The 25,003-nt window shown below is 44.1% G+C and carries 23 protein-coding genes; 20 read left to right on the top strand and 3 right to left on the bottom strand.

Features of this window, described 5'->3' with window-relative positions:
• From ACSBOP_RS14195 to ACSBOP_RS14160, 8 genes are all read left to right on the top strand, one after another.
• The gene (locus tag ACSBOP_RS14195) at window positions 1-1,188 is read left to right on the top strand and encodes an endonuclease Q family protein (protein WP_442601187.1); all 1,188 of its coding nucleotides are present in this window, start codon (window positions 1-3) and stop codon (window positions 1,186-1,188) included.
• Between the two features lie 72 nt (window positions 1,189-1,260).
• On the top strand, window positions 1,261-1,896 hold the full coding sequence (gene spoIIM / locus ACSBOP_RS14190) for a stage II sporulation protein M (RefSeq protein ID WP_442601186.1): 636 nt from the start codon (window positions 1,261-1,263) through the stop codon (window positions 1,894-1,896).
• A gap of 111 nt (window positions 1,897-2,007) precedes the next feature.
• The gene (gene fur, locus ACSBOP_RS14185; RefSeq protein ID WP_442601185.1) at window positions 2,008-2,502 is read left to right on the top strand and encodes a ferric iron uptake transcriptional regulator; all 495 of its coding nucleotides are present in this window, start codon (window positions 2,008-2,010) and stop codon (window positions 2,500-2,502) included.
• 102 nt (window positions 2,503-2,604) lie between these two features.
• Window positions 2,605-3,726, top strand: a complete 1,122-nt coding sequence (ald, locus tag ACSBOP_RS14180; RefSeq protein ID WP_442601184.1) for an alanine dehydrogenase — start codon at window positions 2,605-2,607, stop codon at window positions 3,724-3,726.
• A 117-nt stretch (window positions 3,727-3,843) separates the two neighbouring features.
• Entirely contained in the window at window positions 3,844-4,077 is a 234-nt protein-coding gene (locus ACSBOP_RS14175; RefSeq protein WP_442601183.1) for a DUF4227 family protein, read from the top strand.
• A gap of 49 nt (window positions 4,078-4,126) precedes the next feature.
• On the top strand, window positions 4,127-5,023 hold the full coding sequence (gene xerD / locus ACSBOP_RS14170) for a site-specific tyrosine recombinase XerD (protein WP_442601182.1): 897 nt from the start codon (window positions 4,127-4,129) through the stop codon (window positions 5,021-5,023).
• Between the two features lie 137 nt (window positions 5,024-5,160).
• Window positions 5,161-6,333: a phosphopentomutase gene (deoB, locus tag ACSBOP_RS14165; protein ID WP_442601181.1), complete on the top strand. Its 1,173-nt coding sequence runs from the start codon at window positions 5,161-5,163 to the stop codon at window positions 6,331-6,333.
• A gap of 35 nt (window positions 6,334-6,368) precedes the next feature.
• The gene (locus tag ACSBOP_RS14160) at window positions 6,369-7,205 is read left to right on the top strand and encodes a purine-nucleoside phosphorylase (protein WP_442601180.1); all 837 of its coding nucleotides are present in this window, start codon (window positions 6,369-6,371) and stop codon (window positions 7,203-7,205) included.
• 197 nt (window positions 7,206-7,402) lie between these two features.
• On the opposite strand, the gene ACSBOP_RS14155 is transcribed toward ACSBOP_RS14160, so the two are convergent.
• From ACSBOP_RS14155 to ACSBOP_RS14145, 3 genes are read right to left on the bottom strand one after another with little or no spacing between them, the layout of a single operon-like run.
• Window positions 7,403-8,374: an electron transfer flavoprotein subunit alpha/FixB family protein gene (locus tag ACSBOP_RS14155; RefSeq protein WP_442601179.1), complete on the bottom strand. Its 972-nt coding sequence runs from the start codon at window positions 8,372-8,374 to the stop codon at window positions 7,403-7,405.
• Window positions 8,375-8,392: 18 nt separating this feature from the next.
• Window positions 8,393-9,154, bottom strand: a complete 762-nt coding sequence (locus ACSBOP_RS14150) for an electron transfer flavoprotein subunit beta/FixA family protein (RefSeq protein WP_442601178.1) — start codon at window positions 9,152-9,154, stop codon at window positions 8,393-8,395.
• A 29-nt stretch (window positions 9,155-9,183) separates the two neighbouring features.
• On the bottom strand, window positions 9,184-9,774 hold the full coding sequence (locus ACSBOP_RS14145; protein WP_442601177.1) for a TetR/AcrR family transcriptional regulator: 591 nt from the start codon (window positions 9,772-9,774) through the stop codon (window positions 9,184-9,186).
• 229 nt (window positions 9,775-10,003) lie between these two features.
• On the opposite strand from ACSBOP_RS14145, the gene ACSBOP_RS14140 reads away from it, so the two are divergent.
• From ACSBOP_RS14140 to sigF, 12 genes are all read left to right on the top strand, one after another.
• The gene (locus tag ACSBOP_RS14140; protein ID WP_442601176.1) at window positions 10,004-12,151 is read left to right on the top strand and encodes a (Fe-S)-binding protein; all 2,148 of its coding nucleotides are present in this window, start codon (window positions 10,004-10,006) and stop codon (window positions 12,149-12,151) included.
• A gap of 35 nt (window positions 12,152-12,186) precedes the next feature.
• Window positions 12,187-14,583, top strand: a complete 2,397-nt coding sequence (locus tag ACSBOP_RS14135) for a 3-hydroxyacyl-CoA dehydrogenase NAD-binding domain-containing protein (RefSeq protein ID WP_442601175.1) — start codon at window positions 12,187-12,189, stop codon at window positions 14,581-14,583.
• A 41-nt stretch (window positions 14,584-14,624) separates the two neighbouring features.
• A complete protein-coding gene (locus tag ACSBOP_RS14130; RefSeq protein WP_442601174.1) occupies window positions 14,625-15,809 on the top strand; it encodes an acetyl-CoA C-acyltransferase in 1,185 nt (394 codons plus the stop codon).
• Between the two features lie 58 nt (window positions 15,810-15,867).
• The gene (locus ACSBOP_RS14125; RefSeq protein WP_442601173.1) at window positions 15,868-17,646 is read left to right on the top strand and encodes an acyl-CoA dehydrogenase family protein; all 1,779 of its coding nucleotides are present in this window, start codon (window positions 15,868-15,870) and stop codon (window positions 17,644-17,646) included.
• A 39-nt stretch (window positions 17,647-17,685) separates the two neighbouring features.
• Window positions 17,686-19,359: an AMP-binding protein gene (locus ACSBOP_RS14120; protein ID WP_442601172.1), complete on the top strand. Its 1,674-nt coding sequence runs from the start codon at window positions 17,686-17,688 to the stop codon at window positions 19,357-19,359.
• A 100-nt stretch (window positions 19,360-19,459) separates the two neighbouring features.
• Window positions 19,460-19,870: a PaaI family thioesterase gene (locus tag ACSBOP_RS14115; protein WP_442601171.1), complete on the top strand. Its 411-nt coding sequence runs from the start codon at window positions 19,460-19,462 to the stop codon at window positions 19,868-19,870.
• 137 nt (window positions 19,871-20,007) lie between these two features.
• Window positions 20,008-20,391: a cupredoxin domain-containing protein gene (locus ACSBOP_RS14110; protein ID WP_442601170.1), complete on the top strand. Its 384-nt coding sequence runs from the start codon at window positions 20,008-20,010 to the stop codon at window positions 20,389-20,391.
• 114 nt (window positions 20,392-20,505) lie between these two features.
• On the top strand, window positions 20,506-21,840 hold the full coding sequence (locus tag ACSBOP_RS14105) for a pyrimidine-nucleoside phosphorylase (RefSeq protein WP_442601169.1): 1,335 nt from the start codon (window positions 20,506-20,508) through the stop codon (window positions 21,838-21,840).
• 245 nt (window positions 21,841-22,085) lie between these two features.
• Window positions 22,086-23,222: a D-alanyl-D-alanine carboxypeptidase family protein gene (locus tag ACSBOP_RS14100; RefSeq protein WP_442604477.1), complete on the top strand. Its 1,137-nt coding sequence runs from the start codon at window positions 22,086-22,088 to the stop codon at window positions 23,220-23,222.
• Window positions 23,223-23,354: 132 nt separating this feature from the next.
• Complete coding sequence (gene spoIIAA, locus ACSBOP_RS14095) at window positions 23,355-23,708, top strand: anti-sigma F factor antagonist (RefSeq protein ID WP_442601168.1); 354 nt, start codon at window positions 23,355-23,357, stop codon at window positions 23,706-23,708.
• Window positions 23,705-24,154 carry an anti-sigma F factor gene (gene spoIIAB / locus ACSBOP_RS14090; protein ID WP_442601167.1) on the top strand — a complete coding sequence of 150 codons (450 nt, stop codon included), beginning with the start codon at window positions 23,705-23,707 and terminating at the stop codon, window positions 24,152-24,154. The genes spoIIAA and spoIIAB overlap by 4 nt, the downstream gene beginning before the upstream one ends.
• Window positions 24,155-24,165: 11 nt before the next feature.
• Complete coding sequence (gene sigF / locus ACSBOP_RS14085; RefSeq protein ID WP_442601166.1) at window positions 24,166-24,921, top strand: RNA polymerase sporulation sigma factor SigF; 756 nt, start codon at window positions 24,166-24,168, stop codon at window positions 24,919-24,921.
• Window positions 24,922-25,003: the final 82 nt, after the last annotated feature.

Here is a 25,003-nt window from a genome sequence, read left to right as displayed (position 1 = left end):
ATGAGATCTATTTTTGCAGACTTACACATTCATATTGGACGTACAGAGCAAGAACAAGCTGTTAAAATTAGTGGCTCCAGTAGCTTAACATTTCATAATATCGCCCATGAAGCATCTGCACGTAAAGGGATTGAGATGATTGGGATTATCGATTGCCATTCCCCTTCTGTGCAGCAAGAAATAATCGGTTACTTGGAAAGTGGGGATATGCAGGAGATACCAGGCGGAGGCATTCGTTATCAGGATACGACGATCATCCTAGGTAGTGAAATTGAAGTGCGTGATCCGGGATTGAAGGCAGCACATCTGCTTACCTATTTCCCCGATTTAGCGACGATGCAACATTTTACAGCGTGGATGCGTCAGCACCTGAAAAATATTGAACTCAGCTCACAGCGCATTTACGTCACTGCTGCCCGTCTACAGGAGGAAGTGTTAAGTAGAGGAGGAATCATGATTCCTGCACACATTTTCACGCCTCATAAAGGGCTGTATGGAGCTTGTACGAATCATATGTCACAATTACTTGATCCGAATGGCATTGCAGCAGTAGAACTTGGTCTCAGTGCAGATTCTACGATGGCGGGTTACATAAGTGAACTGGATTCTTATACTTTCCTAACGAATTCAGATGCCCATTCATTAGCCAAAATTGGTCGGGAATACAATGAGATTGCAATGAAGGAGCCTTCATTCTCCGAGCTGCGTCTAGCGCTTCAGCGCCATGATGGTCGTGGTGTAGTTGGTAATTACGGGCTTAATCCACGGCTTGGTAAATATCATCGGACATACTGTGGCAATTGCCAGTCGATCTTGGATGATCCTGATTGGTCGGTGGAAAAATGCACGGACTGTGGCAGCCGTAAAATCATTCGGGGTGTGATGGATCGGATCATGGAGATTAGAGATCGACCAGAATCTTATGCACCGCTATATCGCCCCGAGTATCATTATCAAGTACCGCTAGAGTTTCTACCGGGTTTAGGACCTAAGAAGCTGGAGCTACTGCTTGATCATTTTGGCACAGAGATGAACGTCCTTCATCGGGTTTCAGGGGATGAGCTGACTAGGGTCGTGGGTGAAGAGCTTGCGGAATATATCGTACAGGCCAGAGCGGGTAAACTTGAAGTGAATGCAGGCGGTGGCGGCACGTACGGGAAGATTCAAAAGTCGATGAAAGACACATAAAATGGACACATACATTCCAGTTCTCTCTCATAAGCTTGTCTAAGAAGATCAGCGTGATGGGGGTGAATCGGAATGAAGGGTACGACTTGGAAGTCCTATATGAAGGAACATATGTCACTCTATATTTTCGTTTGTGTTCTTTTTGTCATGGGGATTGTATTTGGTACGGTAACGGTTAACGCACTGTCATTGGAACAAAAGCAAGAGATGATGCAGTACCTATCTTCGTTTTTTAACTCCATAAATGATGGCAGCCTTAACTTAGAGAGTAATAATGTGTTTATTTCTGTACTTATGATGCATTTGAAGTGGATCCTTCTTATTTGGTTATTTGGTTTATCGATTATTGGTGTTCCGTTGCTCTTGATTCTCGATTTTCTAAAAGGAGTCATGATCGGGTTTACGGTTGGTTACCTGGCTGGCCAAATGTCATGGAAAGGCATCTTATTTGCTCTTGTATCTGTGGCTCCGCAAAATATCGTTGTTGTACCTATGCTGATTGTATGCTCTGTGTCTGCCATATCTTTTGCCATGTACCTAGTGAAGAATCGATTTTTGAATAGTAGAGGCAATATGATGCAACCGCTTGTGAAGTTTAGTTCAGTTGCCGTTATAAGCTGTCTCATTGTTACATTTGTTTCTTTATATGAAGGCTTTGTCTCACCCTATCTCATGCGATGGGTAACGCCGATGCTAAATTCATTGTAAAAAATGGTGCCTTCGACTTAATCTGTAGCAAATGTTTGACTTTCGCAGGATGCACCTTCTATAATGAAATTAGCGATGTTATAGCATTAGCCGCTACTAAGGAGGCGGAGTATGGAAGCAAGAATTGAGCAGATTAAGCAGCAGCTGCAATCTCAAGGTTATAAGCTGACTCCGCAGCGCGAGGCAACGGTTCGTGTGCTGCTTGAGAACGAAGCGGATCATCTCAGTGCTGAAGATGTGTTCATGCTTGTACGAGATAAAGCGCCAGAAATTGGACTTGCGACTGTTTATCGGACATTAGAATTATTAAGTGAATTACATGTTTTAGAAAAAATGAACTTTGGCGATGGCGTAGCCCGTTATGACTTACGTGGCGATAGCAGTCACCATCATCACCATCATTTGATTTGTGTACAGTGCGGGTCTGTTGATGAAATAAAAGATGATTGGCTGACTCCGCTTGAAGAGCGTTTACTGATTGAATTCCAATTTCAAGTGCTTGATCACCGATTGGATTTCCAAGGTATTTGCAGTCGTTGTTCAAACAAGGCTAAACAAGAAGATCCTTCAAACCATGATTCCGAAAAGCCTTCCACGGTGACTTAATCCAAGGAAGGTTTTTTATTATTTATTTTTAAAAATACATTGAGAATTACTGTAAATTCAGAGTATAGTAAATAAGTCTGATAAATTCTAGGAGGCTTAGATATGATCATAGGAGTACCCAAAGAAATTAAGAACAACGAGAATCGAGTGGCATTAACACCTGGTGGAGCAGGTATGATGCGTGCAGCAGGACATCGAGTTTTAGTTGAACAAGGCGCTGGTATTGGTAGTGGATTTACAGATGCAGATTATGTTGCAGAAGGTGCTGAGCTATTCGCTACTGCTGAAGAAGTTTGGGGCGGAGCAGAGATGGTCATGAAGGTGAAAGAACCTTTGCCTGAGGAGTACGGATTTTTCCGTCCGGACTTGATTCTATTTACATACTTGCACTTAGCGGCAGCTGGAGATTTAGCTGAACATCTTGTGCGTCAAAAAGTAACGGGTATTGCCTATGAGACAATCCAATTGCCAAATGGCGGATTACCACTGCTTACACCGATGAGTGAAGTAGCAGGTCGTATGAGTGTTCAGGTAGGGGCACAATTTTTAGAAAAATATTACGGCGGAAGCGGTGTGCTTCTTGGTGGCGTTCCTGGTGTAGCACCAGCGGATGTTGTGATCTTAGGCGGTGGTATTGTTGGAACGAATGCAGCGAAGATGGCAGTCGGTCTAGGTGCTAGTGTAACGATATTAGAGCGCAGCGTGGATCGGATGCGTTATATCGATGATATTTTTGGTGGAAGAGTACAGACAGTCATGTCTAATCCTTATAATATTGCTTCTGCTGTTCAAAAAGCGGACCTCCTAATTGGTGCAGTTCTAATCCCAGGTGCAAGAGCTCCGAAGCTTGTAACAGAAGCCATGGTGAAGACGATGAAGCCAGGTTCTGTCATTGTCGATGTAGCAGTAGATCAAGGTGGAACAATTGAAACGGTTGATCGTGTTACAACACATAACAATCCGACGTATGTTCTTCACGATGTGGTGCATTACGCTGTTGCAAACATGCCGGGTGCAGTTCCACGTACATCGACATTTGCATTGACAAATGCAACATTACCTTATGCACTTGAAATTGCAGGTAAAGGTGTACTGCGCGCAATTCAAGAGAATGGTCCACTGAGTCTTGGTGTGAATACATATAATGGTCATGTGACTTACAATGCGGTAGCAGAGGCAATGGACATGCCATATGTTCGTCTATCCGATGCATTACAAGGGTAAATGAATACAAATTAGTTCATACATTTAGAGAGCAGCACAAAAGTGCTGTTCTTTTTGTTACACTGGGACATATTCCTAGCTTTCGCATCATACAACAATCGTAGGAGGGACTTGCCTATGATATTCTCGATTCGGAAGTGGATTGGACGTGCGAAGTTTATTGTGATGTTTGTTTTTCTAACCTATTTACTGTATCATGTGATGACAATCATATCAGGTTGGATCGAGCCTTTGGACAAGTATCGGCATCCAAGCGGTAATTCAGTAAAGGTGTTCCAACATCGTGGCGTTCTTCAAGAAAGCGATTCAATGTCGGAACGATTAAGGCTGTTTTATTGGTACGGAGGATAACGATGATGTGAAGTGGGTCCGACTGTGGTTGGAATAGGGGGAATGAATTGTGCAACAGCATATTTCTTCATTCATACACCATTTGAGTACACATCGAACGTTGGCAGCGAATACGTTGCAATCTTATGAGCGTGATCTCCGTCAATATAAGGAGTATCTTGAGCTTCAGTTTGTTGATTCTTTCTCAGGCGCAACACGAACGCATATCGCTGGATTTATGCGAGAGCTGCGTAAGCAGAAGAAAGCTCCTTCCACTTTGCTGCGGATGATGGTATCGGTGCGTGCCTTGTATCAATTTTTAATCGAACATCACGGTTTGGAGCGTGATCCTACTTTTCAGATCGAGTTGCCCAAACCTGTTAAGAAAGCCCCACAAGTACTATCGGTAGGGGAAGTGGAATTGCTGCTGAATGCGCCAGATTTGAGTTTACCGAGTGGATATCGAGATAGTGCGATGCTGGAAATTCTGTATGCAACAGGGATGCGTGTGTCCGAACTGATCTCACTTAATGTGGATGACCTTCACCTTTCAATGGGAGCTATTAGGTGTATTGGAAAAGGAGACCGGGAGCGTATTATCCCACTTACACGTCTTGCGCAAGAACGGCTACATACATATTTGAAAGAGATCCGACCGCAATTAATTAAATCCGAAAAACCGGATAAGGCTTTATTTTTTGGGCATTTAGGTACACGTTTGACTAGGCAAGGCTTTTGGAAGATTATTAAAGGTTATGCAAAATCCGCCCAAATTCAAAGCGAAATTACGCCGCATACACTCCGACATTCCTTTGCGTATCATCTGCTTGAGAATGGGGCTGACTTAAGGTCTGTTCAGGAGATGCTTGGGCATCTGGACATTTCATCGACTCAAATTTATGTAAATGTAACCAAGTCGAAGATGAGAGAAGTTTATGATCGCACGCATCCGCGGGCACATACATAAAGGCTTGTTCCAACTCGGAACAGGCCTTTCAATATGTTGAGGAGAATATATTGGTAAATGAGGAAAGCTGTGTTTTTGCAAAGAATAGTTGATAGTGAGATAATAAGGTGTAAAAAGATTTATACTGGAGGTACTTTATGAACTTTAATCGAGTTTGCTTAGTCGTACTGGATAGTGTTGGCATTGGCGAACAGCCGGATGCACCCAAATTTGGTGACGCAGGTTCTCATACACTTGGTCATATTGCAGAACAAATGGATCTAAAATTGCCGAATATGGCAAAGCTCGGACTAGGTAACATTGCTCCTCTTCGTGGCGTGGGACCAGTCGAGCAGACACAAGGTTATTTTGGTAAAATGGAAGAAATTTCTGTAGGTAAAGATACGATGACAGGACACTGGGAACTAATGGGTCTTGAAGTTAAAATTCCATTTGACGTTTATCCAGAAGGCTTCCCTAAAAAATTAATTGATCTTTTTGAAGAAAAAACAGGACGTAAAGTCATTGGGAATAAGCCTGCATCTGGAACTGAAATCTTGGATGAGCTTGGCGAAGAACAAATGAAAACAGGCGCATGGATTGTGTATACATCGGCAGACAGCGTGTTCCAGCTTGCTGCTCATGAGGAAATTATTCCTCTTGAAGAATTGTACCGTGCATGTGAAATAGCAAGAGAATTAACACTGGGTGAAGAATTTGCTTGTGGTCGTGTTATTGCAAGACCTTATATCGGGCAGCCTGGTGCATTCAAGCGTACACCAAATCGTCATGACTACGCTGTAAAACCACCTGCTGCAACTGTAATGAATCATGTGCATGATGGTGGCAATGAAGTGATCGCAATCGGTAAAATCAACGATATTTACTCCGGCGAGGGGATTACAGAGGCGATTCATACGAAAAGTAATGCAGATGGCATCCAGAAGACGATTGATGTTATGGGGCGGGACTTTAAAGGAATGTCCTTCACAAATTTAGTTGATTTCGATGCTCTATTCGGTCATCGTCGTGATCCGATTGGTTATGGTAAAGCATTGGAAGAATTTGATGCGCGTCTACCTGAACTCATGGAGCGCATTGGGGAAAATGATCTGTTACTTCTTACTGCGGACCATGGGAATGATCCTATTCATGCGGGTACAGACCATACAAGAGAATATGTGCCTGTACTTGCTTGGAGCCCATCCTTTAAGTCGTCTGGTTCCCTTGGTGTTCGAGCTACTTTCGCTGACCTTGGTGCGACAATTGCCGAGAACTTTAAAGTATCTTCAACAGGACTTGGTACGAGTTTCTTGAATGAAATGAAATAATATAATTGATTTTTAAGGAATAGGGAGAGATTGAAATGGCAAGTCAAACAGCTCATAAAGGTTTAGCAGAAATTCGTGAGGCAGCAGCTTACATTAACACACAAGCAGGTGTGAGACCGACAATCGGGATGATTTTGGGATCAGGACTAGGCATACTTGCGGACTTAGTAGAGAACCCAACTACTGTAAGCTACGACAAAATTCCACACTTCCCAGTGTCTACAGTAGAAGGACATGCTGGTGAATTAGTGATTGGCGAAATTAAAGGTAAGCAAGTTATCATTATGAAAGGCCGTTTCCACCCGTATGAAGGTTATGGTGCTGAGACAGTTTCTTTCCCTGTACGTGTGATGAAAGAACTTGGCGTTCAAACCTTGATCGTGACAAACGCCGCTGGTGGTGTGAATATGGGCTTTGAGGTTGGTGATCTCATGGTCATCTCTGATCATATCAACATGATGTTCCGTAACCCGCTTATTGGACCTAACGATAATGAGCTTGGGGTTCGTTTCCCTGACATGTCGGAAGCCTACTCGAAACGTCTTCGTGCACTTGCACACAGCGTAGCAGCGAAACAAAACTTCAGCTTACGTGAAGGTGTATATGCGGGCTTACTAGGCCCAACTTATGAGACACCAGCAGAAATTCGCATGATGCGTACAATTGGCGCTGACGCTGTTGGTATGTCAACTGTACCTGAAGTCATCGTGGCTAGACATGCGGGCATAGAAGTTCTTGGCTTCTCTTGCATATCCAACATGGCTGCGGGTATCTTGGATCAACCACTTTCCCATGCTGAAGTAATGGAAACCACAGAGCTTGTAAAAGCGAAGTTCTTGAACTTGGTTCTTGGTATTGTGGAAGAACTATAGATAAAGTGATCGTGACGATAAAGGTATGACGCTTGGCTGGAAAGCCTTTGCGTTATACCTTTTTTGTGTTTCTTATTAAAATCATTTTTTTCTATATGCAAGTGAGAGGAAATAGTAGTTTGCATCGAACTGTGAGGATGAGTCAGACTAAAGCCCCCAGTCTTTAACGGATTGGGGGCTTTGCCAGGAGCTTCGTTTTAGAGCACCTTTCTGAATTCTTCAGTTAGCAGTGGAACGACCTCGAATAAGTCGCCAACAATGCCATAATCCGCAACTTTGAAGATCGGTGCTTCAGGGTCTTTGTTGATCGCAATAATAACGCGTGAGCCGCTCATGCCTGCAAGGTGTTGAATCGCTCCGCTAATCCCGCAAGCAATGTAAATTTCAGGTGTGACGACTTTACCAGTCTGACCGATCTGCATGCCATAGTCGCAATAGCCGGCATCACAAGCGCCACGAGAAGCGCCTACTGCACCATTTAGCAGGCTCGCAAGTTCTTCGAGCGGCTTAAAGCCATCTGCGCTCTTCACACCACGGCCGCCAGAGATAACGATTTTTGCTTCGGATAGGTCGATTGCTCCAGATGCTTTCTTTACGACGTCACGGATGATTGTATGAAGGGTAGGGACGGTATAAGGTAAGTTGATAACCTCAGCTTGCAAGCTTGAATCTTGGGATAAAGGTGGAATGTTATTCGGGCGAATGGTGAGTACACATGGGGTGCTAGCGAATGAGACGCGTTCAAATACTTTGCCAGCATATAGCGGGCGAGTGAATACGAGATCATCCGTTATTTTCTCAATAGCCACAACATCTGAGAGCTGACCCGCTGATAATGATGCAGCGATTAAAGGTGCAAGATCACGACCAATTGCGGTGTGTCCAAGAATAATCAGTTCGGGCTTAATTTGCTCGATAGCTTGTTGCACGGCTGCAACGTAAGCATCTGGGCGATATTGTTCAAGATCGGTATGATCGATTACGATGATTTGGTTGGCGCCATATGCAGCAAGTTCACTTGCAAGTGTTTCTATTTGAGAGCCAATTAAGAGTGCAGTGATCGTATCGCCTGCCTCAATGCAAGATGATGCTGCACCTAGTGCCTCAAAGGAAACCTGGCGCAGTTTGCCTGCGCGTGCTTCCGCAACGACGAGAATTGTTTTTGCCATTTGAGCACCTCCAAATTATTAAATCACTTTTGATTCATGACGAAGAAGATGAATCAGTTCAGAAACTTGATTAATCAGTTCGCCTTTGAGGATCGTACCGGCTTGCCTTGCAGGAGGAAGTGACAGATCCAATCTCTTTGTTGCAGATGGAATGGGCGATAGGCCTAAATCATCAAGATTTAATTGACGGAAGGGCTTTTTCTTCGCTTTCATGATGCCAGGCAAGGAAGGATAACGAGGTTCATTTAAGCCCTGCTGTGCTGTGAAAAGCGCTGGAAGAGGCAGTTCAAGCACTTCTAAGTCTCCTTCCGCATCCCGATGGACGTGAGCGATCTGATCTTTAATTTCAAGTTTTGTGACAGAAGCGGCATGAGGGATGTTCAACAACTTCGCTAAACGAATTGCAACTTGGCCTGCTCCTTGATCGACGGAGAAGTTCCCAGCCAATATCAGATCGAATGATTCTTTTGCAATGAATGAAGCGAGTACTTGTGATACCACATGACCATCTGCACTAATCCTATTATCCGTAATGAGTACAGCTTCATCGGCGCCCATTGCAAGTGCAGTGCGAAGTGCTTCAGCGGTGCGATCTGGACCTACAGAGACAACGGTTACTTTACCGCCATGCTCATCTCGAAGTTGAATGGCTTGTTCAACTGCATATTCATCATAAGGATTAATAATAAATTTTATGCCATCCTCTGTGATTATCCCATCCTGAATAATAATTTTCTCCTCGGTGTCAAATGTCTGTTTCAGCAGTACGATAATGTCCATCGTTATCGCTCCCTTCAAAAATGGTACAGCTACGAACTCTCAATGCCCTTTAGGAAAAAATCAACAGTTCCATCGACTTGGGCAGCAAGTGAATACTTTTGACCTGCAATCAGCCACGAAGTAACCACTTCATCAATGGCTCCTAAGATGAGTAAACGCACGAGTTTTACATTCATATCAGGGCGGAAGACATTTTGCGCAATACCTCGGTTTAATAAATCTTCCACTAATTTAATGTATGGCTTATATGCGATTCCTATTTCTTTGCGAAGCTCAAGTGAGCTTTGTCTAAGTTCGATCTGGGTTACAAAGGCGAGATCGAGGTTACTTTCTAAGTGCGTATAGTGAATTTCACATATGGTGCGAAGAGCTGTTTTGACATCCGAAATATCACGTATCGCTTCATTCGCGAGTTGAAGGAGCTTGCCAAGCTGTTCGCGAAATAAACAGATGAGAATGTCTTCTTTGCGTTTAAAATAAAGATAAATCGTTCCGTCAGCAACACCAGCTTCACGTGCAATTTTGGCGACCTGAGCGCGATGGAAACCATGCTCGGCAAATACTTTTAGAGCGGCGTCGAGTATGAGATCGTATTTTTCTTTCTTTTTGCTACTTGTCATGGAATCACCCCGGTGTTAAAATACAATTATTAGTGAATGAATACTCATTCATTTTCTTGAATCCATCATAAAATAGACTGCTAACCGATGTCAACGAAATTTTCTGTATTTTCGGACAGCTTTCTTGCAAGCATTATTCATTGTATAGATACATATAAAATGAACGATGCTTTTTTTATACAAGCACTGAAAGCGCTTTATTCATTATAAGAGAAAGAGGGGATGCCAGATGCTCTGGCCTATTGTTCAATTCGCCTTGTTTCTTGCGGTGACGGGCTTCGGCGTGTATTTGTTCGTGAGGGTTGTATATCATCGTTACTTGTATATCAAGCTTGGTAAGCCGAGTGGATTATCTAAGGAAATTCCGGCACGACTTCGGACATTTGTTATTCAGGTATTTGGGCAAACGAAGCTGCTGAAAGATCGCAAGAGCGGCATTATGCACATTGTTATCTTTTATGGATTCATTATTTTACAGCTCGGAGCACTGGATCTAATTATTAAAGGATTAGGCGGTCATGGACTGCCTGTGCCTGGATATGAGATCTTCGGTATGGTTCAGGAAGTAACGATTGTACTTATCCTGCTAGCGATGGGATATGCCGCATATAGGCGTTATGGTGAAAAGCTTGCACGATTAAAACGAGGCTGGAAGCCGAGTATTGTTATCTTTTTTATTCTATTCCTGATGTTATCTGTCTTACTAAGCTTAGGCTTTGATCGAGCTCGAGAGGGATTGCCTTCTTCAGCACTTGCTCCTATTTCTTCCCTTCTAGCTGTTGTCTTCTCAGAATTATCCTCAACTGGTGCAAACATAGGCTTCTACGTCGCATGGTGGGCACACTTATTAATCTTACTCTCCTTTCTAGTCTATGTGCCGCAATCCAAGCACTTTCATCTCATCACAGCTCCACTTAATATTCTACTTCGCCGCACAGAGCCGGTAGGTCGACTGCGCAAGCTTGATTTAGAGGATGAAACAGCAGAGTCCTTCGGTGTCGGTCGAATTGAAGATTTTACTCAAAAACAAATGCTTGATCTATATGCCTGTGTGGAATGCGGCAGATGTACGAGCGTATGTCCAGCCTCAAGTACGGGCAAGATTCTGTCACCGATGCATCTCATTGTGAAGCTCAGGGATCATCTGACGGAAAAAGGAGCGGCCATTACGTCCAAATCGCCTTGGGCGCCTGCATTTGTATTTGGCCATGGTAATGGTGCACATCGTATGGAATTTATGTCAGATCAACTCCATGCATGGGAAGAGGTTGCGGTTACGAATATTGAGCCAACACTACATGCACAGAAGGCATCCTGGGCTCTTGGTAATCAGCAGCCTGCCGATATGGAACTTATTGGTGATGTAATGACTGAGGATGAAATATGGTCCTGTACGACTTGTCGTAACTGTGAGGATCAATGTCCAGTGAGCAATGAGCATGTGGATAAAATCATCGATCTTCGCAGGCACCTTGTCTTGATGCAGGGCAGTATGCCGCATGATGGGCAGCGAGCGCTCCAGAATATTGAACGTCAGGGTAATCCATGGGGCATTAGTCGCAATGACCGTGCGAAATGGGTGCAGGAGATTGATCCAAACGGTGAGTTGTGTATTCCAACCGTGAAAGAAAATCCTGATTTTGAATATGTATACTTTGTAGGTTCAATGGGTTCATATGACAATAGAAGTCGGAAAATTACAAAATCTTTTATTCGACTAATGATCGAAGCGGGAGTAAACTTCGCCATTCTTGGCAATGAGGAGAAGAATTCGGGGGATACACCACGTCGTATGGGGAATGAAATGCTGTTCCAGCAGCTTTGTATGGAGAACATCAGCATTTTTCAAAAATATAACATCAAGAAGCTCGTCACGACTTGTCCACATACATTTAATACGTTTAAGAACGAATATCCAGAGTTTGGGCTTGAAGCTGAAGTATTTCATCATACACAACTACTCGAATCGCTGATTAAAGCAGGGAAACTACGTCCTCAGCACGCCTTACAGGAGCGAATTACGTACCATGACTCTTGTTATTTAGGGCGATACAACAATATGTATGATACCCCACGCAATGTATTGCGGGCGATACCAGGTGTAGCGCTTCTGGAGATGGAACGCTCCCGTTCAAATGGGATGTGCTGCGGTGCGGGCGGGGGAATGATGTGGATGGAGGAGACAGCAGGCAAGCGTGTAAATTTGGCTCGAACAGAGCAGGCGCTGCAAGTCAACCCAACTGTAATCAGTTCAGCTTGTCCCTATTGTCTAACGATGCTTGAAGATGGCACAAAACTTAAAGAAGTAGAAGAGACAGTGAGAGCTAAAGATATTGCTGAACTGCTCGAAGCTTCCGTATTTGGCTCAAATTCCTAATGAATACCCTTATCCAAGTGAAGGAGGTTATACGAATGCCAACAACGATTCGTAGTGCAGCAGTTATCGGTTCTGGCGTAATGGGAGCAACAATCGCAGCACATTTGGTAGGGAGCGGAATTCCGACTCTGCTGCTTGATATCGTGCCGACAAACCTTTTGCCTGAGGAGGAAAAAGCAGGTCTATCGCTTGATCATTCTAAGGTGCGTAATCGACTTGCGACTCAAGCCATTGCAAAATTAAAGAAAGTAAATCCAGCGCCTTTGGTCAGTGTGGAATTTGCAAATCGAATTACACCGGGAAATATTGAAGATCATTTGTCTCAATTATCAAAAGTAGATTGGATCATCGAGGTTGTCGTTGAACGTCTGGATGTAAAGAAGAGCTTGCTCGAACGTATTGAGTCGGTATGGAAGCCGGGTACGATTGTCAGTTCCAATACATCGGGTATTTCCATCAATGAGATGGTAGAAGATCGCAGTGATGATTTTAAACGTCATTTCCTTGGTACGCATTTCTTTAATCCGCCTCGTTATATGAAACTGCTTGAGATCATACCAGGTGCAATGACTGACCCAGAAGTAGTGTCCTATATGACACGTTTCTGTGAAAAACAACTGGGTAAAGGTGTCGTTATTGCCAAAGATACACCAAACTTTATTGCCAATCGTATTGGTACTTACGGCATGATGGTAACTTTACGTGAGATGCTTGAGAAAGGTTACACCGTTGAAGAAGTGGATGCGGTTACAGGTCCGGCTTTGGGTAGACCGAAGAGCGCAACATTCCGGACATTTGATCTTGTGGGCATTGATACATTCATTCATGTGGCACAGAATGTGTGTGATAACGTGGCTGATGCCGAGGAACGTAACATTTTTGAAATTCCAGCTATTGTGCGCGATATGGTAGCGCGTGGTTGGACAGGTGAAAAGAACGGGCAAGGTTTTTATAAGAAAATAAAAAGTGCATCAGGCAAGGAAATTCATGCACTGAACTTGCAGACGATGGAATACGCCTTAAGTCAAAAAGTGAATTCTGCCTCACTTGAAGCTTCTAAACAAGCCAAAGGTGCTGCTGGAAAAATCAAAGCACTACTCAGTACGCCGGATCGGTATTCCGATCTTGCATGGAATTTATTAAAGCCCGTTCTGCTGTATGCAGCAGAAAAAGTAGGTGAAGTAGCAGATTCGATTGTGGAAATCGACAATGCCATGAAATGGGGCTTCAACTGGGATTTAGGACCATTTGAATTATGGGATGCAATCGGGCTTGCACGTTCTGTGAAGCGTATGGAAGAAGAAGGCGCTGCGGTGCCAGATTGGGTAAAAGCATGGCTTGAAGCGGGCCATACAGGCTTCTATAAGCAAGAAGAGGGTAGGGTTTTCTATGTATCGCGTGGTGAGTATAAGGGCGTTGAGTCCCAGCAAGAAGTGATCTCGCTAAACCAATTGAAGCTGCAGAATAAGATTGTTCTCTCCAATAGTGGGGCAAATTTAATTGATGTCGGGGACGATGTGGTATGTCTACAATTCCAATCACTTAATAATGCGATTGGCGGGGACATCTTGACGATGATTCAGAAAAGCGTTGATGAAGTACGCCGTAATTATCGAGGCCTTGTCATAGCGAATGAAGGCAAAAACTTCTGTGTTGGTGCCAATTTAATGTTGCTGCTCATGGAAATTCAAGATGAAGAGTGGGATGAAGTCGATAACATCATTGCATTGTTCCAGAACTCGATGATGAAGCTTAAAGGGCTGGATAAACCAGTCGTTGCTGCTCCGCATCGTATGGCTCTTGGTGGAGGCGTAGAAGCTTGCTTGCCTGCAGATCAGATTGTGTTCTCAGCAGAGACATACTTCGGACTTGTGGAAGCGGCTGTTGGCTTAGTTCCAGCTGGTGGGGGGCTTAAAGAGCTTGCCAGAATGGCAAGTGATCAATTGCCGAATGTAGATGCAGATTTACAACCCCTTATCAATCATGCGTTTGAAACAGTCGGAATGGCAAAGGTGTCGACAAGTGGTTATGATGCGAAGCGCCTAGGCTATATGCGTTCTGCGGATACGGTCATAATGAATCAAGATTATCGGATTTATGAAGCGAAGCAAGCTGTTCTTCGGATGGATCAAGCTGGTTATGTGCATCCGAAAGAAGAGAAGATTCGTGTTGTTGGGGATGCAGGTAAGGCGGTTATGCAATTAGGTGCTTACTCCATGCGTCAGGGCGGTTATATCAGCGATCATGATCAGTTAATTGCAGATAAACTTGCTCATGTGCTAGCAGGGGGTAATGTTCCAGCAGGCTCCTATGTCACCGAGCAATATTTGCTGGATTTAGAACGTGAAGCGTTCCTTAGTCTCTGTGGTGAATTAAAGACACAACAACGGATGCAGCACATGCTGACAACAGGTAAACCGCTTCGTAATTAGGAATGTCACGTTAGTCATTTTCATAGAGAGGTGGATGAACGATGAGGGAAGCTGTCATTGTATCAATCGCACGAACCGCCGTTGGCAAAAGCAAAAAGGGAAGCTTAGCGCAGACTCGTGCAGAGGATTTGGGCAAGGTGGTACTGGAGGAAGTCATTGAGCGGACTCCAGGATTACGCAAGGAAGATGTGGAAGATGTCATCATTGGATGTGCGATGCCTGAAGGTGAGCAGGGCTTGAACTTTGCACGTATCATGTCGCTGTATGCGGGATTTCCGACGACGGTTCCTGCACTTACAATTAATCGGTTTTGTTCATCGGGGTTGCAATCGATAGCATTTGCAGCAGAACGTATCATGGTAGGCGCAGTAGACGTAGTGATAGCGGGTGGTGTAGAGAGCATGAGCCATGTGCCAATGGCAGGCTTTAAGCTATCACCACACCCTCGAATTGTGGAGGATATGCCGGAGGTCTATATTGGAATGGGTCATACGGCTGAAAATGTAGCGAATCGCTTTGGAATTAGTCGTGCAGAACAAGACCGCTTCGCCGCATCCAGTCACCGTAAGGCCGCTGCTGCGATTGCAGAAGGCAAATTTAAAGAAGAAATAGTTCCGGTTCACACGCATACAAGGGGTGTAGATGACAACGGGAAGCTGTGGGAGAAAAGTGTTGTCTATGAAACGGATGAAGGTGTACGTGCTGGGACGACCCAAGAAGTGTTAGGAACTTTGAAGCCTGCTTTCACATTGGGTGGTTCGGTGACAGCTGGAAATGCCTCGCAAATGAGTGATGGGGCTGCAGCAGCTGTACTGATGAGTCGAGAGAAAGCCGATTCGCTGGGACTTAAACCATTAGCTGTATTTCGTTCATTTGTTGTGGCAGGGGTTGATCCTGACATTATGGGCGTTGGTCCAGTTGAAGCGATCCCTAAAGCACTCAAACAAGCAGGAGTTACACTGGATCAAGTGGATATTTTTGAGATTAACGAAGCATTTGCTTCTCAATGTCTGCACATCGTGAAAGAGCTCGGGATTGATGAGGAAAAAGTTAATGTTAACGGTGGTGCAATTGCTCTCGGTCATCCACTTGGCTGTACCGGTACGAAGCTGACAGCGACTCTTGTGCATGAATTAAGACGCCGTGGGGGTGGTATTGGGGTTGTGTCCATGTGTATTGGTGGTGGAATGGGAGCTGCAGGGGTGTTTGAAGTTTATGGAGCGTAAGGAAATTAGGCTTATTAAGGCGTGCACCATCATATTCGTATATTAGGGAGGAATAACGATGTCTGTTGATACTAAAATTGTAGGTGGCAGCTTTGTCATTACAGATTTAGGCCCAGAGTCCGTAACAACACCTGAGGATTTTACGGAAGAGCATAGAATGATTGCGCAGACGACGCTTGATTTCGTTGATAACGAAATTACCCCTCATGATGAGCAGCTTGAGCATCTGGATTATGATCTGACAGTAAAGTTACTGCGTCAAGCAGCCGATCTAGGGTTGTTAGGTGCAGATGTTCCTGAACAGTACGGAGGACTTGGTCTGGATAAGATTAGTTCGACGGTTATTAGCGAATCGTTAGCGAAAGCTTCCTCGTTCGCACTTTCTCTTGGTGCACATACGGGAATAGGGACACTGCCAATTGTTTATTTTGGCACACCTGAACAGAAAGCCAAATACCTCCCTGATTTAGCCTCTGGCGCAAAGCTTGCTGCATACTGCTTGACTGAGCCGACTTCAGGATCAGATGCGCTTAGTGCCAAGACAACAGCTGTGTTATCTGAAGATGGTCAGTATTATGTGATTAACGGTTCCAAGCAATTTATTACGAACGCAGGATTTGCAGACATCTTTATCGTTTACGCCAAAATTAATGGTACAGATTTCAGTGCTTTCATTGTTGACAAGGACACACCAGGTTTAGTTATTGGACCTGAAGAGAAGAAGATGGGCATTAAAGGCTCCTCGACACGTCCGTTATTTTTTGAAGATATGAAAGTACCAGCTGAAAACCTGCTTTTTGGTCAAGGAAAAGGGCACCATATTGCATTTAATATTTTGAATATTGGAAGATACAAGCTTGCAGTTGGATGTCTAGGTGCTGCCAAAGAAACGATTGGAATTGCAGCTCAGTATGCGAATACACGTACACAGTTCGGTCAATCGCTATCTAAGTTCCCACTCATTGGAAACAAGCTTGCAGATATGAATGTGCAAACTTATGTAACGGAAAGCGTCGTGTATCGCACAGCAGGATTAATAGAAGACAGTCTGAAAGATTTGGACTACACAAGTCCAGATGCCAGTCAAAAAGCAGTGAAATGTATTGCAGAGTATGCGCTCGAATGCTCAATCAATAAAGTATTTGGATCGGAAGTGCTTGATTTTGTAGCCGATGAGGCGGTGCAAATTCATGGCGGATACGGATTTATTCAAGAATATAAAGTGGAACGTATCTACAGGGATTCACGGATCAATCGAATCTTTGAAGGGACGAATGAAATCAACCGTCTGCTCATTCCAGGTACATTGCTGAAAAAGGCAATGAAAGGGGAACTTCCTTTGCTGCAAAAAGCTCAAGCATTGCAAGGCGAGTTGATGCAACCCGTTCCTCAAGTCACTGGTGATGGCGCACTTGAGCAAGAAGCACATATGCTAGCGATGGCAAAGAAAATATTCTTAATGGTAGGTGGATTCGCTGTACAGAAATATGGGATGAATCTGGAAAAACAACAAGAAGTGCTTAGTCATTTGGCAGATATTATGATCCAAATTTTTGCAGTGGAGAGTGCTTACTTACGTACACTCAAAATGATGGGTAAGCAAGGGGAGGAAAAGGCAGCTAATGCGGTCCTAATGACCCAAGTGTTCACACATGATGCTTTTGCGAAAATTGAGCATTTTGCTAAAGAAACGCTGGCAACGATGGAATCTGGGGATGTACTGCGAACACAACTATCTATTCTGAAGAAACTCACTCGTACAAATCCAATCGATACAATTACGATTAAACGGCAAATTGCTGCTCGTGTGATTCAATCCGAGGCATATGTAGTATAAGAGCCGGCTGTCTGACTCGATTGAAAGGGATGATCTTGGATGAACGTGGAAAAACCATGGCTTCGGCATTACCCTGCCGAAGTCTCTCCCACCTACGAGTATCCGAAAAGAAATGTCGCGCATTTTCTCATCGAGACGGCTAAAAGATCCCCTCACCTAGATGCCATTTATTTTATGGGCAAACGCATGAAATACGGGAAACTCCTTGATAAATGTTATCGCTTCGCTCATGCCCTTCAAGATCTTGGCGTTAATAAAGGAGATCGCGTAGCTATCATGCTGCCGAACTGTCCGCAAGCTGTTATCGCTTATTATGGAGCACTTCTCATCGGTGCAACTGTCGTACAGACGAATCCGATGTATACCGAACGTGAATTAGAACATCAAATGATAGATGCTGGTGCCAAAGTAGTGGTCACACTTGATCTTTTGTATCGTAAGGTAATGAAAGTCCGTCACAATACAGATCTCGATCATGTGATCGTAACCTCGATCAAAGATTACTTACCTTTTCCGCTTAATAGGTTGTATCCGATTAAGGCGAAGAAGGATGGTTTGGATCTGACGGTTCAATACAGTGACGTTGTAAGTTCCTTTAAGAAGCATATAGCTGAGTCTTCGAATGCACCTATTTATTTAGAGTTGGATGCAGAGAACGATCTTGCGCTGCTGCAATATACAGGGGGGACGACGGGTTTATCCAAGGGTGTTCAATTAACACATCTGAATATCGTTGCCAATACAATACAGCTCATGAAATGGTGTTACAAGATCCGGGAAGGGAAGGAAGTGTTCTTAGGTGCGCTTCCGATCTTTCACGTATTCGGGATGACAGTTATGATGAATCAGGCAGTGCTTTTAGGAGGAATGATGGTATTGCTTCCTAAATTTGAACCAGAAGCTGTTCTGAAAGCGATTACGAAGTTAAAGGTAACGGTTTTCCCAGGTGCCCCAACGATGTATATTGCGCTCATGAATCATCCTAAAGTCCAACAATATGATCTCTCGTCGATACAGGTTTGTGTCAGTGGGGCGGCAGCACTTCCTCATGAGGTGCAGGAGCGATTTGAACAAATCAGCGGCGGCTCATTAATTGAAGGTTACGGGCTCACAGAAGCATCTCCCGTGACACATGCCAATAATGTTTGGGATTATCGAAAGAATGGCACAATTGGGATTCCTCTTGCTGATACACTGGCAAAGATTGTTGATCCTCTAACAGGGGAAGAAATGCCGATTGGTGAGATTGGTGAATTGATTGTAAAAGGTCCACAGGTGATGAAGGGCTATTGGAATCGGGAGGAGGAGTCCAGACAAGCACTTCGTGATGGATGGCTATATACGGGAGATATGGCAACAATGGATGAGGAAGGATATTTTACAATCGTGGATCGTAAAAAAGACTTGATTATAGCAGGTGGGTTCAATATTTATCCAAGAGAAGTGGAAGAAGTGCTCTTTGAGCATCCCAAAGTGAAAGAGGCAGTAGCAGTTGGTGTTCCTGATGAGTATAGGGGCGAGACTGTGAAAGCTTTCATTGTCTTAAAAGAAGGAGAAACGGTGACGCAGGAGGAGCTTAATGAGTGGTGCAGAGAACGTCTAGCAGCTTTTAAAGTGCCTCGTAAGTTCGAATTCCGTGATTCACTGCCGATGACGATGGTAGGTAAAGTATTGCGTCGCAAATTGCTTGAAGAAGAAGAGAAAGCGATGTAATTAGTTAGTAAAAGTTAGAACGAACGGCCCCGCAACGATTCGCTCTTGTGGGGTATTGTTATTTAAATAAGGAGATATTAGGTAGGAGGGTGCGAAGATCATGAACTCATTCGATCACGATGCATATTTGCAGCAGATTTATGAGCTTGCAGAGCGTACATTTTGGGGTTTCCTAGGATGCAAGATAGAAAGTTTGGATCAGGGTATCGTAAAAATTAGCTTGGAAGCACAGCCACACCATTTAAATATTATTGGTATTGTGCATGGAGGCGTTCTCTCGTCACTTATGGATAATGCGATGGGACTCGCAGTTATCCTTGCAAGACCTGAAGATAAGTCAGTGACAGCTAATTTGAATATGCACTTTGTTGCCCCGATGTCAGAGGGGAAACTCATTGTCACAGCAGAAATCGTCCACCAATCACGCAGGTCCATCACGACTTACGGCACGGTCATGAATGAGCAAGGTCAATTAGGTGCGATGGGGACAGGCTCTTTTCGGATTATTTAAAATTGCTTGTTTGGTGAATACACAAAAATTTCAATTAATATTGTCACAAATTTTTCGTTTTTTTGACAAGGAAACATATGGGGTTTCGTGCAATCTTATGTACAATAGAGGATGACAACATTTCGGGGGGATTATCGATGTACAAATGGTTGATGTCTATTTTACTTGTCGTGGCAATTGTATTGGGCGGCAGTGTCTTGTATCAAAATATTTCTGACCGCCAAGCTGCAGCTGAGCAGGAGAAGAAAGACGCTGGCAGCACATTAAAGATTGTTGCTTCGAACTTCCAATTTGACCAAGCTGAGTATAAGGTGAAAAAAGGCGAAAAGCTGAAGGTTGTATTCAGCAACAAAGAAGGCTTACACGCAATCGAAATTAAAAATTTAAACGTAAAATTGGACAAAGAAAACCCTTCTCAAGAAGTTACTTTTGATAAACCGGGTGAGTATGAGCTTCATTGTGCACTTATGTGCGGTGTTGGACATGACAAAATGATTTCAAAATTAGTGGTAACGGAATAAATGGTTTATACTAAAAGGGAGCTAAGGCTCCCTTTTTGTCGTGAGATAGAGTTTATATTGTTGAATGATAAATTCTAAGGATCGATGTACATATTTGTAGAGGAAGTGAAGAATATGAGAGCGGTCGATGTGATTCAAAAAAAGCGTGATGGTGCTGAATTGTTAACAGAAGAAATTAATTTTATGGTGGATGCTTACTCACGAGGTCAACTGCCTGATTATCAGATGGCGGCGTTTGCGATGGCGATATATTTTCAAGGGATGACAGCTCGTGAAACGGCTGATCTAACAATGGCTATGGTGAACTCAGGTGAGCAAGTTGATCTTAGTTCGATTACGGGTATTAAGGTGGATAAGCATTCAACTGGTGGTGTGGGTGACACTACTACTTTGGTACTTGCACCTCTTGTTGCAGCGGCGGGTGTACCTGTAGCGAAGATGTCAGGTCGTGGACTTGGACACACAGGAGGAACGATTGATAAGTTAGAGGCAGTTCCTGGATTCTCGGTGGAGCTCACGAAGGAGCAATTCATTGGGCAAGTTAATGATGTTGGGGTTGCGGTTATTTCCCAGACGGGTAACATCACACCTGCCGATAAGAAGCTGTATGCTCTGCGTGATGTAACGGCAACTGTGGATTCGATCCCTCTCATTGCTTCTTCGATTATGAGTAAGAAAATTGCATCTGGTGCGGATGCGATTGTTCTGGATGTGAAAACAGGCGATGGTGCGTTTATGAAGGATCTTGAAGATTCTATCGTTCTTGCGCAAGCGATGGTGGAGATCGGTGAGCATGTCGGACGTGAGACAGTAGCTGTGATTACTGGAATGGAGGAGCCGCTTGGCTTGGCTGTCGGTAACTCGCTTGAGGTAATCGAAGCGATTGATACCTTGCGAGGACATGGTCCGGAGGATCTTGCTGAGCTGTGCCTGGTGCTCGGCTCGCATATGCTGCGACTAGGCGGAGCTGCAGATTCGGTTGAAGCAGCACGCGATAAGCTTGCTGCGCTTATGACGAGCGGTGATGCGCTAGCGAAGTTCAAGAGCTTTTTGGCGGCACAAGGGGGAGACGCCTCAGTAGTGGATACGCCAGAGCGACTTCCGCAAGCAGCACGCGTTGTGCCTGTAGCTGCGCCTAGTGCGGGCTACGTGGGTTCGATTGCCGCAGAGGCTATCGGTGTGGCGGCGATGATGTTGGGCGCAGGGCGCGCAACCAAGGAGTCGAGTATCGACCTTGGAGTGGGTGTTCTCCTGCGCAAGAAAGCTGCTGACCGCGTGGAGGCTGGTGATGTGCTGGCTGAGCTGCATGTTGGCGAAGCAAGTGATGATGCAGCGGTCGCGGAGGTACATAAGCGCGTGCTAGAGGCTTATGGGCTCACAGAAACAGTTCCGCAGAAGCCACAACTGATCTATGCGGTAGTGACTAAGCATGGTGTAGAAAGACTCTAGAAACCTGTAGTATACAAAGCTTGAACAAGTTCTATCGGTAACACCGATAAGGCTTGTCCAAGCTTTTTTTTTGGGTTTCTGCACGAAGCAAATCATACATATTTTAGTATAATTCCCTTTCAAATGGTGAACACTGATTATCAAGAAATGGAGTAGAAGAGGTCTACATACCTGTCAACATTTGTGAAGGGGTTGTTAGCGTGTTAAAAAAATGGTTATGTTGCCTGACTTGTCTTCAGCTCGTCATGATGATTGTACTTACGAGTGCGGCTTTTGCAGCCGAGGAGAAAAAAGATCAGTCATTGGATTTGACACCGAATGCGCGCTCTGCTGTGCTTATGGATGCCGATACAGGCACAATCATGTTTGAAAAAAATAAGGATGAGAAACTTCCGCCAGCATCAATCACGAAAGTTATGACCATGCTGCTGGTGATGGAAGCGATTGATTCCGGCAAAATATCGATGAATGACAAAGTAAGAACGAGTGAATATGCAGCATCGATGGGCGGCTCACAAATTTTCTTACAACCAGGTGAGGAAATGATCGTTCATGATATGCTCAAAGGCATCGCGATGGCATCAGGAAATGATGCATCCGTTGCAATGGCTGAGAAATTGGCGGGTTCTGAAGAGCATTTTGTTCAAATGATGAATGAACGAGCATCACAGCTCGGCATGAAGAATACGCATTTTATGAACTGTAATGGGCTTCCTGCTGATAAGCATTTTACATCTGCACAAGATATTGCGATTATGTCCCGAGAGCTGCTCAAGCATCCTGAGATTACCCAGTTTACAAGCGCCTATCAAGACTATTTGCGCAAGGATTCTAAGAAACCATTCTGGCTTGTAAATACGAATAAGCTTGTTCGTTTCTACTCTGGTGCAGATGGTTTGAAAACAGGATTTACAGCAGAAGCGAAGTTTTGTCTCTCTGGCACAGCCAAGCGTGGTAATATGCGCATTATTGCTGTTGTGTTAGGTGAACCGAATACGAAGACACGCAATGCAGAAGTCACCAAGATGTTTGACTTCGCATTTGCTCAGTATATGAACCACCCTATTTTTCAAAAAGGCGATGTACTTGGCAGTTTTACAGTCTCTAAAGGCCAAGTGAGATCGGTACCGCTGGTTGCAGATCGTCCTTACTCGGTTTTAATGAAGAAGGGTGAGTCCATAGATGGCATTCACCATGAGCTTCAGCTGGAAACAGGAATTAAAGCACCAATTGCTGCAGGTCAGACCATCGGAAAGTTAGTCGTGCGTAACGGCGAGAACATCATATCGGAGTACCCGCTTCACTCACCTGTTCCTGTTGCTAAAGCAAGTTGGTGGACACTTTTCAAGCGTACAATTTCTTCTGTTTTTCAAGTAGGATAATGGATCGATTTATGCAGCGAAAAATAGTGATGTTTGACAGTTTTTAGCGCATTTCTTCTAGTTTTGTAAGAGGGCAGGAATTGTTCTGCTTTTCGTAGAATTCATTGTTCATCCTTGGAAGGAGTGAACATAATGAGTTTGCAAATCGAATTTGAACAAAACCGAAGGGCATTAATCGTTCGGCTCAAAGGCGAGCTTGATCATCATACGGCGAGTGCTGTTAAATCTCGGATGGAAGAGGCAATCACAAAAGGCGATGTCAAACATCTAGTTCTTAGTTTGAAGGATTTGTCCTTTATGGACAGTTCAGGATTAGGTGTCATTCTAGGTCGTTACAAGCAAATTACAGCAAGCGGTGGGAAAATGGTTGTCTGCGATACGAATCCTGCTGTGTATCGATTGTTCGAGCTTTCAGGCTTATTTAAAATTGTGACCATTCAAGATAATGAGAGAGCTGCGCTCTCAAGCTTGGAGGTTGCCCTATGAGTGAAACTCGTAACTTTATGAACGTTCAATTTGCTTCCAAGTCTGAGAATGAATCCTTTGCAAGGGTAGCAGTTGGTGCTTTCGTAGCTCAACTTGATCCGAACATGAACGAACTTACGGATCTGAAGACAGTTGTCTCAGAGGCAGTAACCAACTGCATTATTCATGGTTATGATAATCATAGTCATGGCGTTATTTCCATCACGACAGAGATTGAAAATGACATGGTTACATTAATCATTGAAGATTTCGGCATTGGTATAGGGGATTTAGAGGAAGCAAGGCAGCCGCTGTATACGTCCAAACCAGAGTTGGAACGATCAGGGATGGGCTTTACCATTATGGAAAATTTCATGGACAAAGTGAACGTTGAAAGCAAGATCGGCAGTGGCACCAAGATTACGATGATGAAGCGGATCGCCTCCAATAAAGCTTTGTACAATTAGGAGATTGGTCTATGGAAGTCGATTTGAAGCATGGTTCTCACCGCTATTTGGATGATGGAGAAGTCAAAAGACTGATCGCGCTCAGCCAATCGGGAGATCAAGTGTCGAGAGAGACGCTGGTGAGCTGTAACATTAGACTCGTCTGGTCTGTCGTACAGCGGTTTCTAAACCGGGGATACGAAGCGGAAGATTTATTCCAAATCGGTTGCATTGGGCTATTGAAATCGGTGGATAAATTTGATCTATCCTATGAAGTGAAGTTTTCAACTTATGCTGTACCTATGATCATTGGGGAGATACAGCGGTTTTTACGAGATGATGGGACGTTAAAGGTAAGCCGATCTCTTAAGGAACTAGCCAATAAGGTTCGTAAAACGAAGGATGAATTGTTACGTGAACTAGGTCGGCTTCCTACCATTAAAGAGGTTGGAGATCATCTTGGTATTACGCCTGAAGAGGTTGTATTCGCTCAGGAAGCGAACAAGCCGCTGTCTTCGATTCATGAAACAGTATTCGAAAATGATGGTGATCCCATCACCTTGATGGATCAAATTGCGGATGATACGCAGGAAAAATGGTTCGAGCGCTTGGCGCTAAATGAAGCAATCGAAGGATTGTCAGAGCGGGAGCAGCTCATCGTCTATCTTCGTTATTATCGAGATCAGACCCAATCAGAGGTTGCTACCAGGCTTGGGATATCCCAAGTACAAGTGTCTAGATTGGAAAAGAAAATACTTCAGCTTATCAAAAACCAGATCGCTCAATAGCGATTTGGTTTTTTGCGTATGTAAAGGAATTGTTTGGATAACACTAACGCAAGGATTAGATGGTTTGCGACTTGTTATTAGG

The organism is Paenibacillus sp. KN14-4R, assembly GCF_052180255.1.
Taxonomy (GTDB): domain Bacteria; phylum Bacillota; class Bacilli; order Paenibacillales; family NBRC-103111; genus Paenibacillus_AM.
Note: the sequence above shows the minus strand (reverse complement) of the source record. Positions and strands in the feature narration are given on the sequence as shown.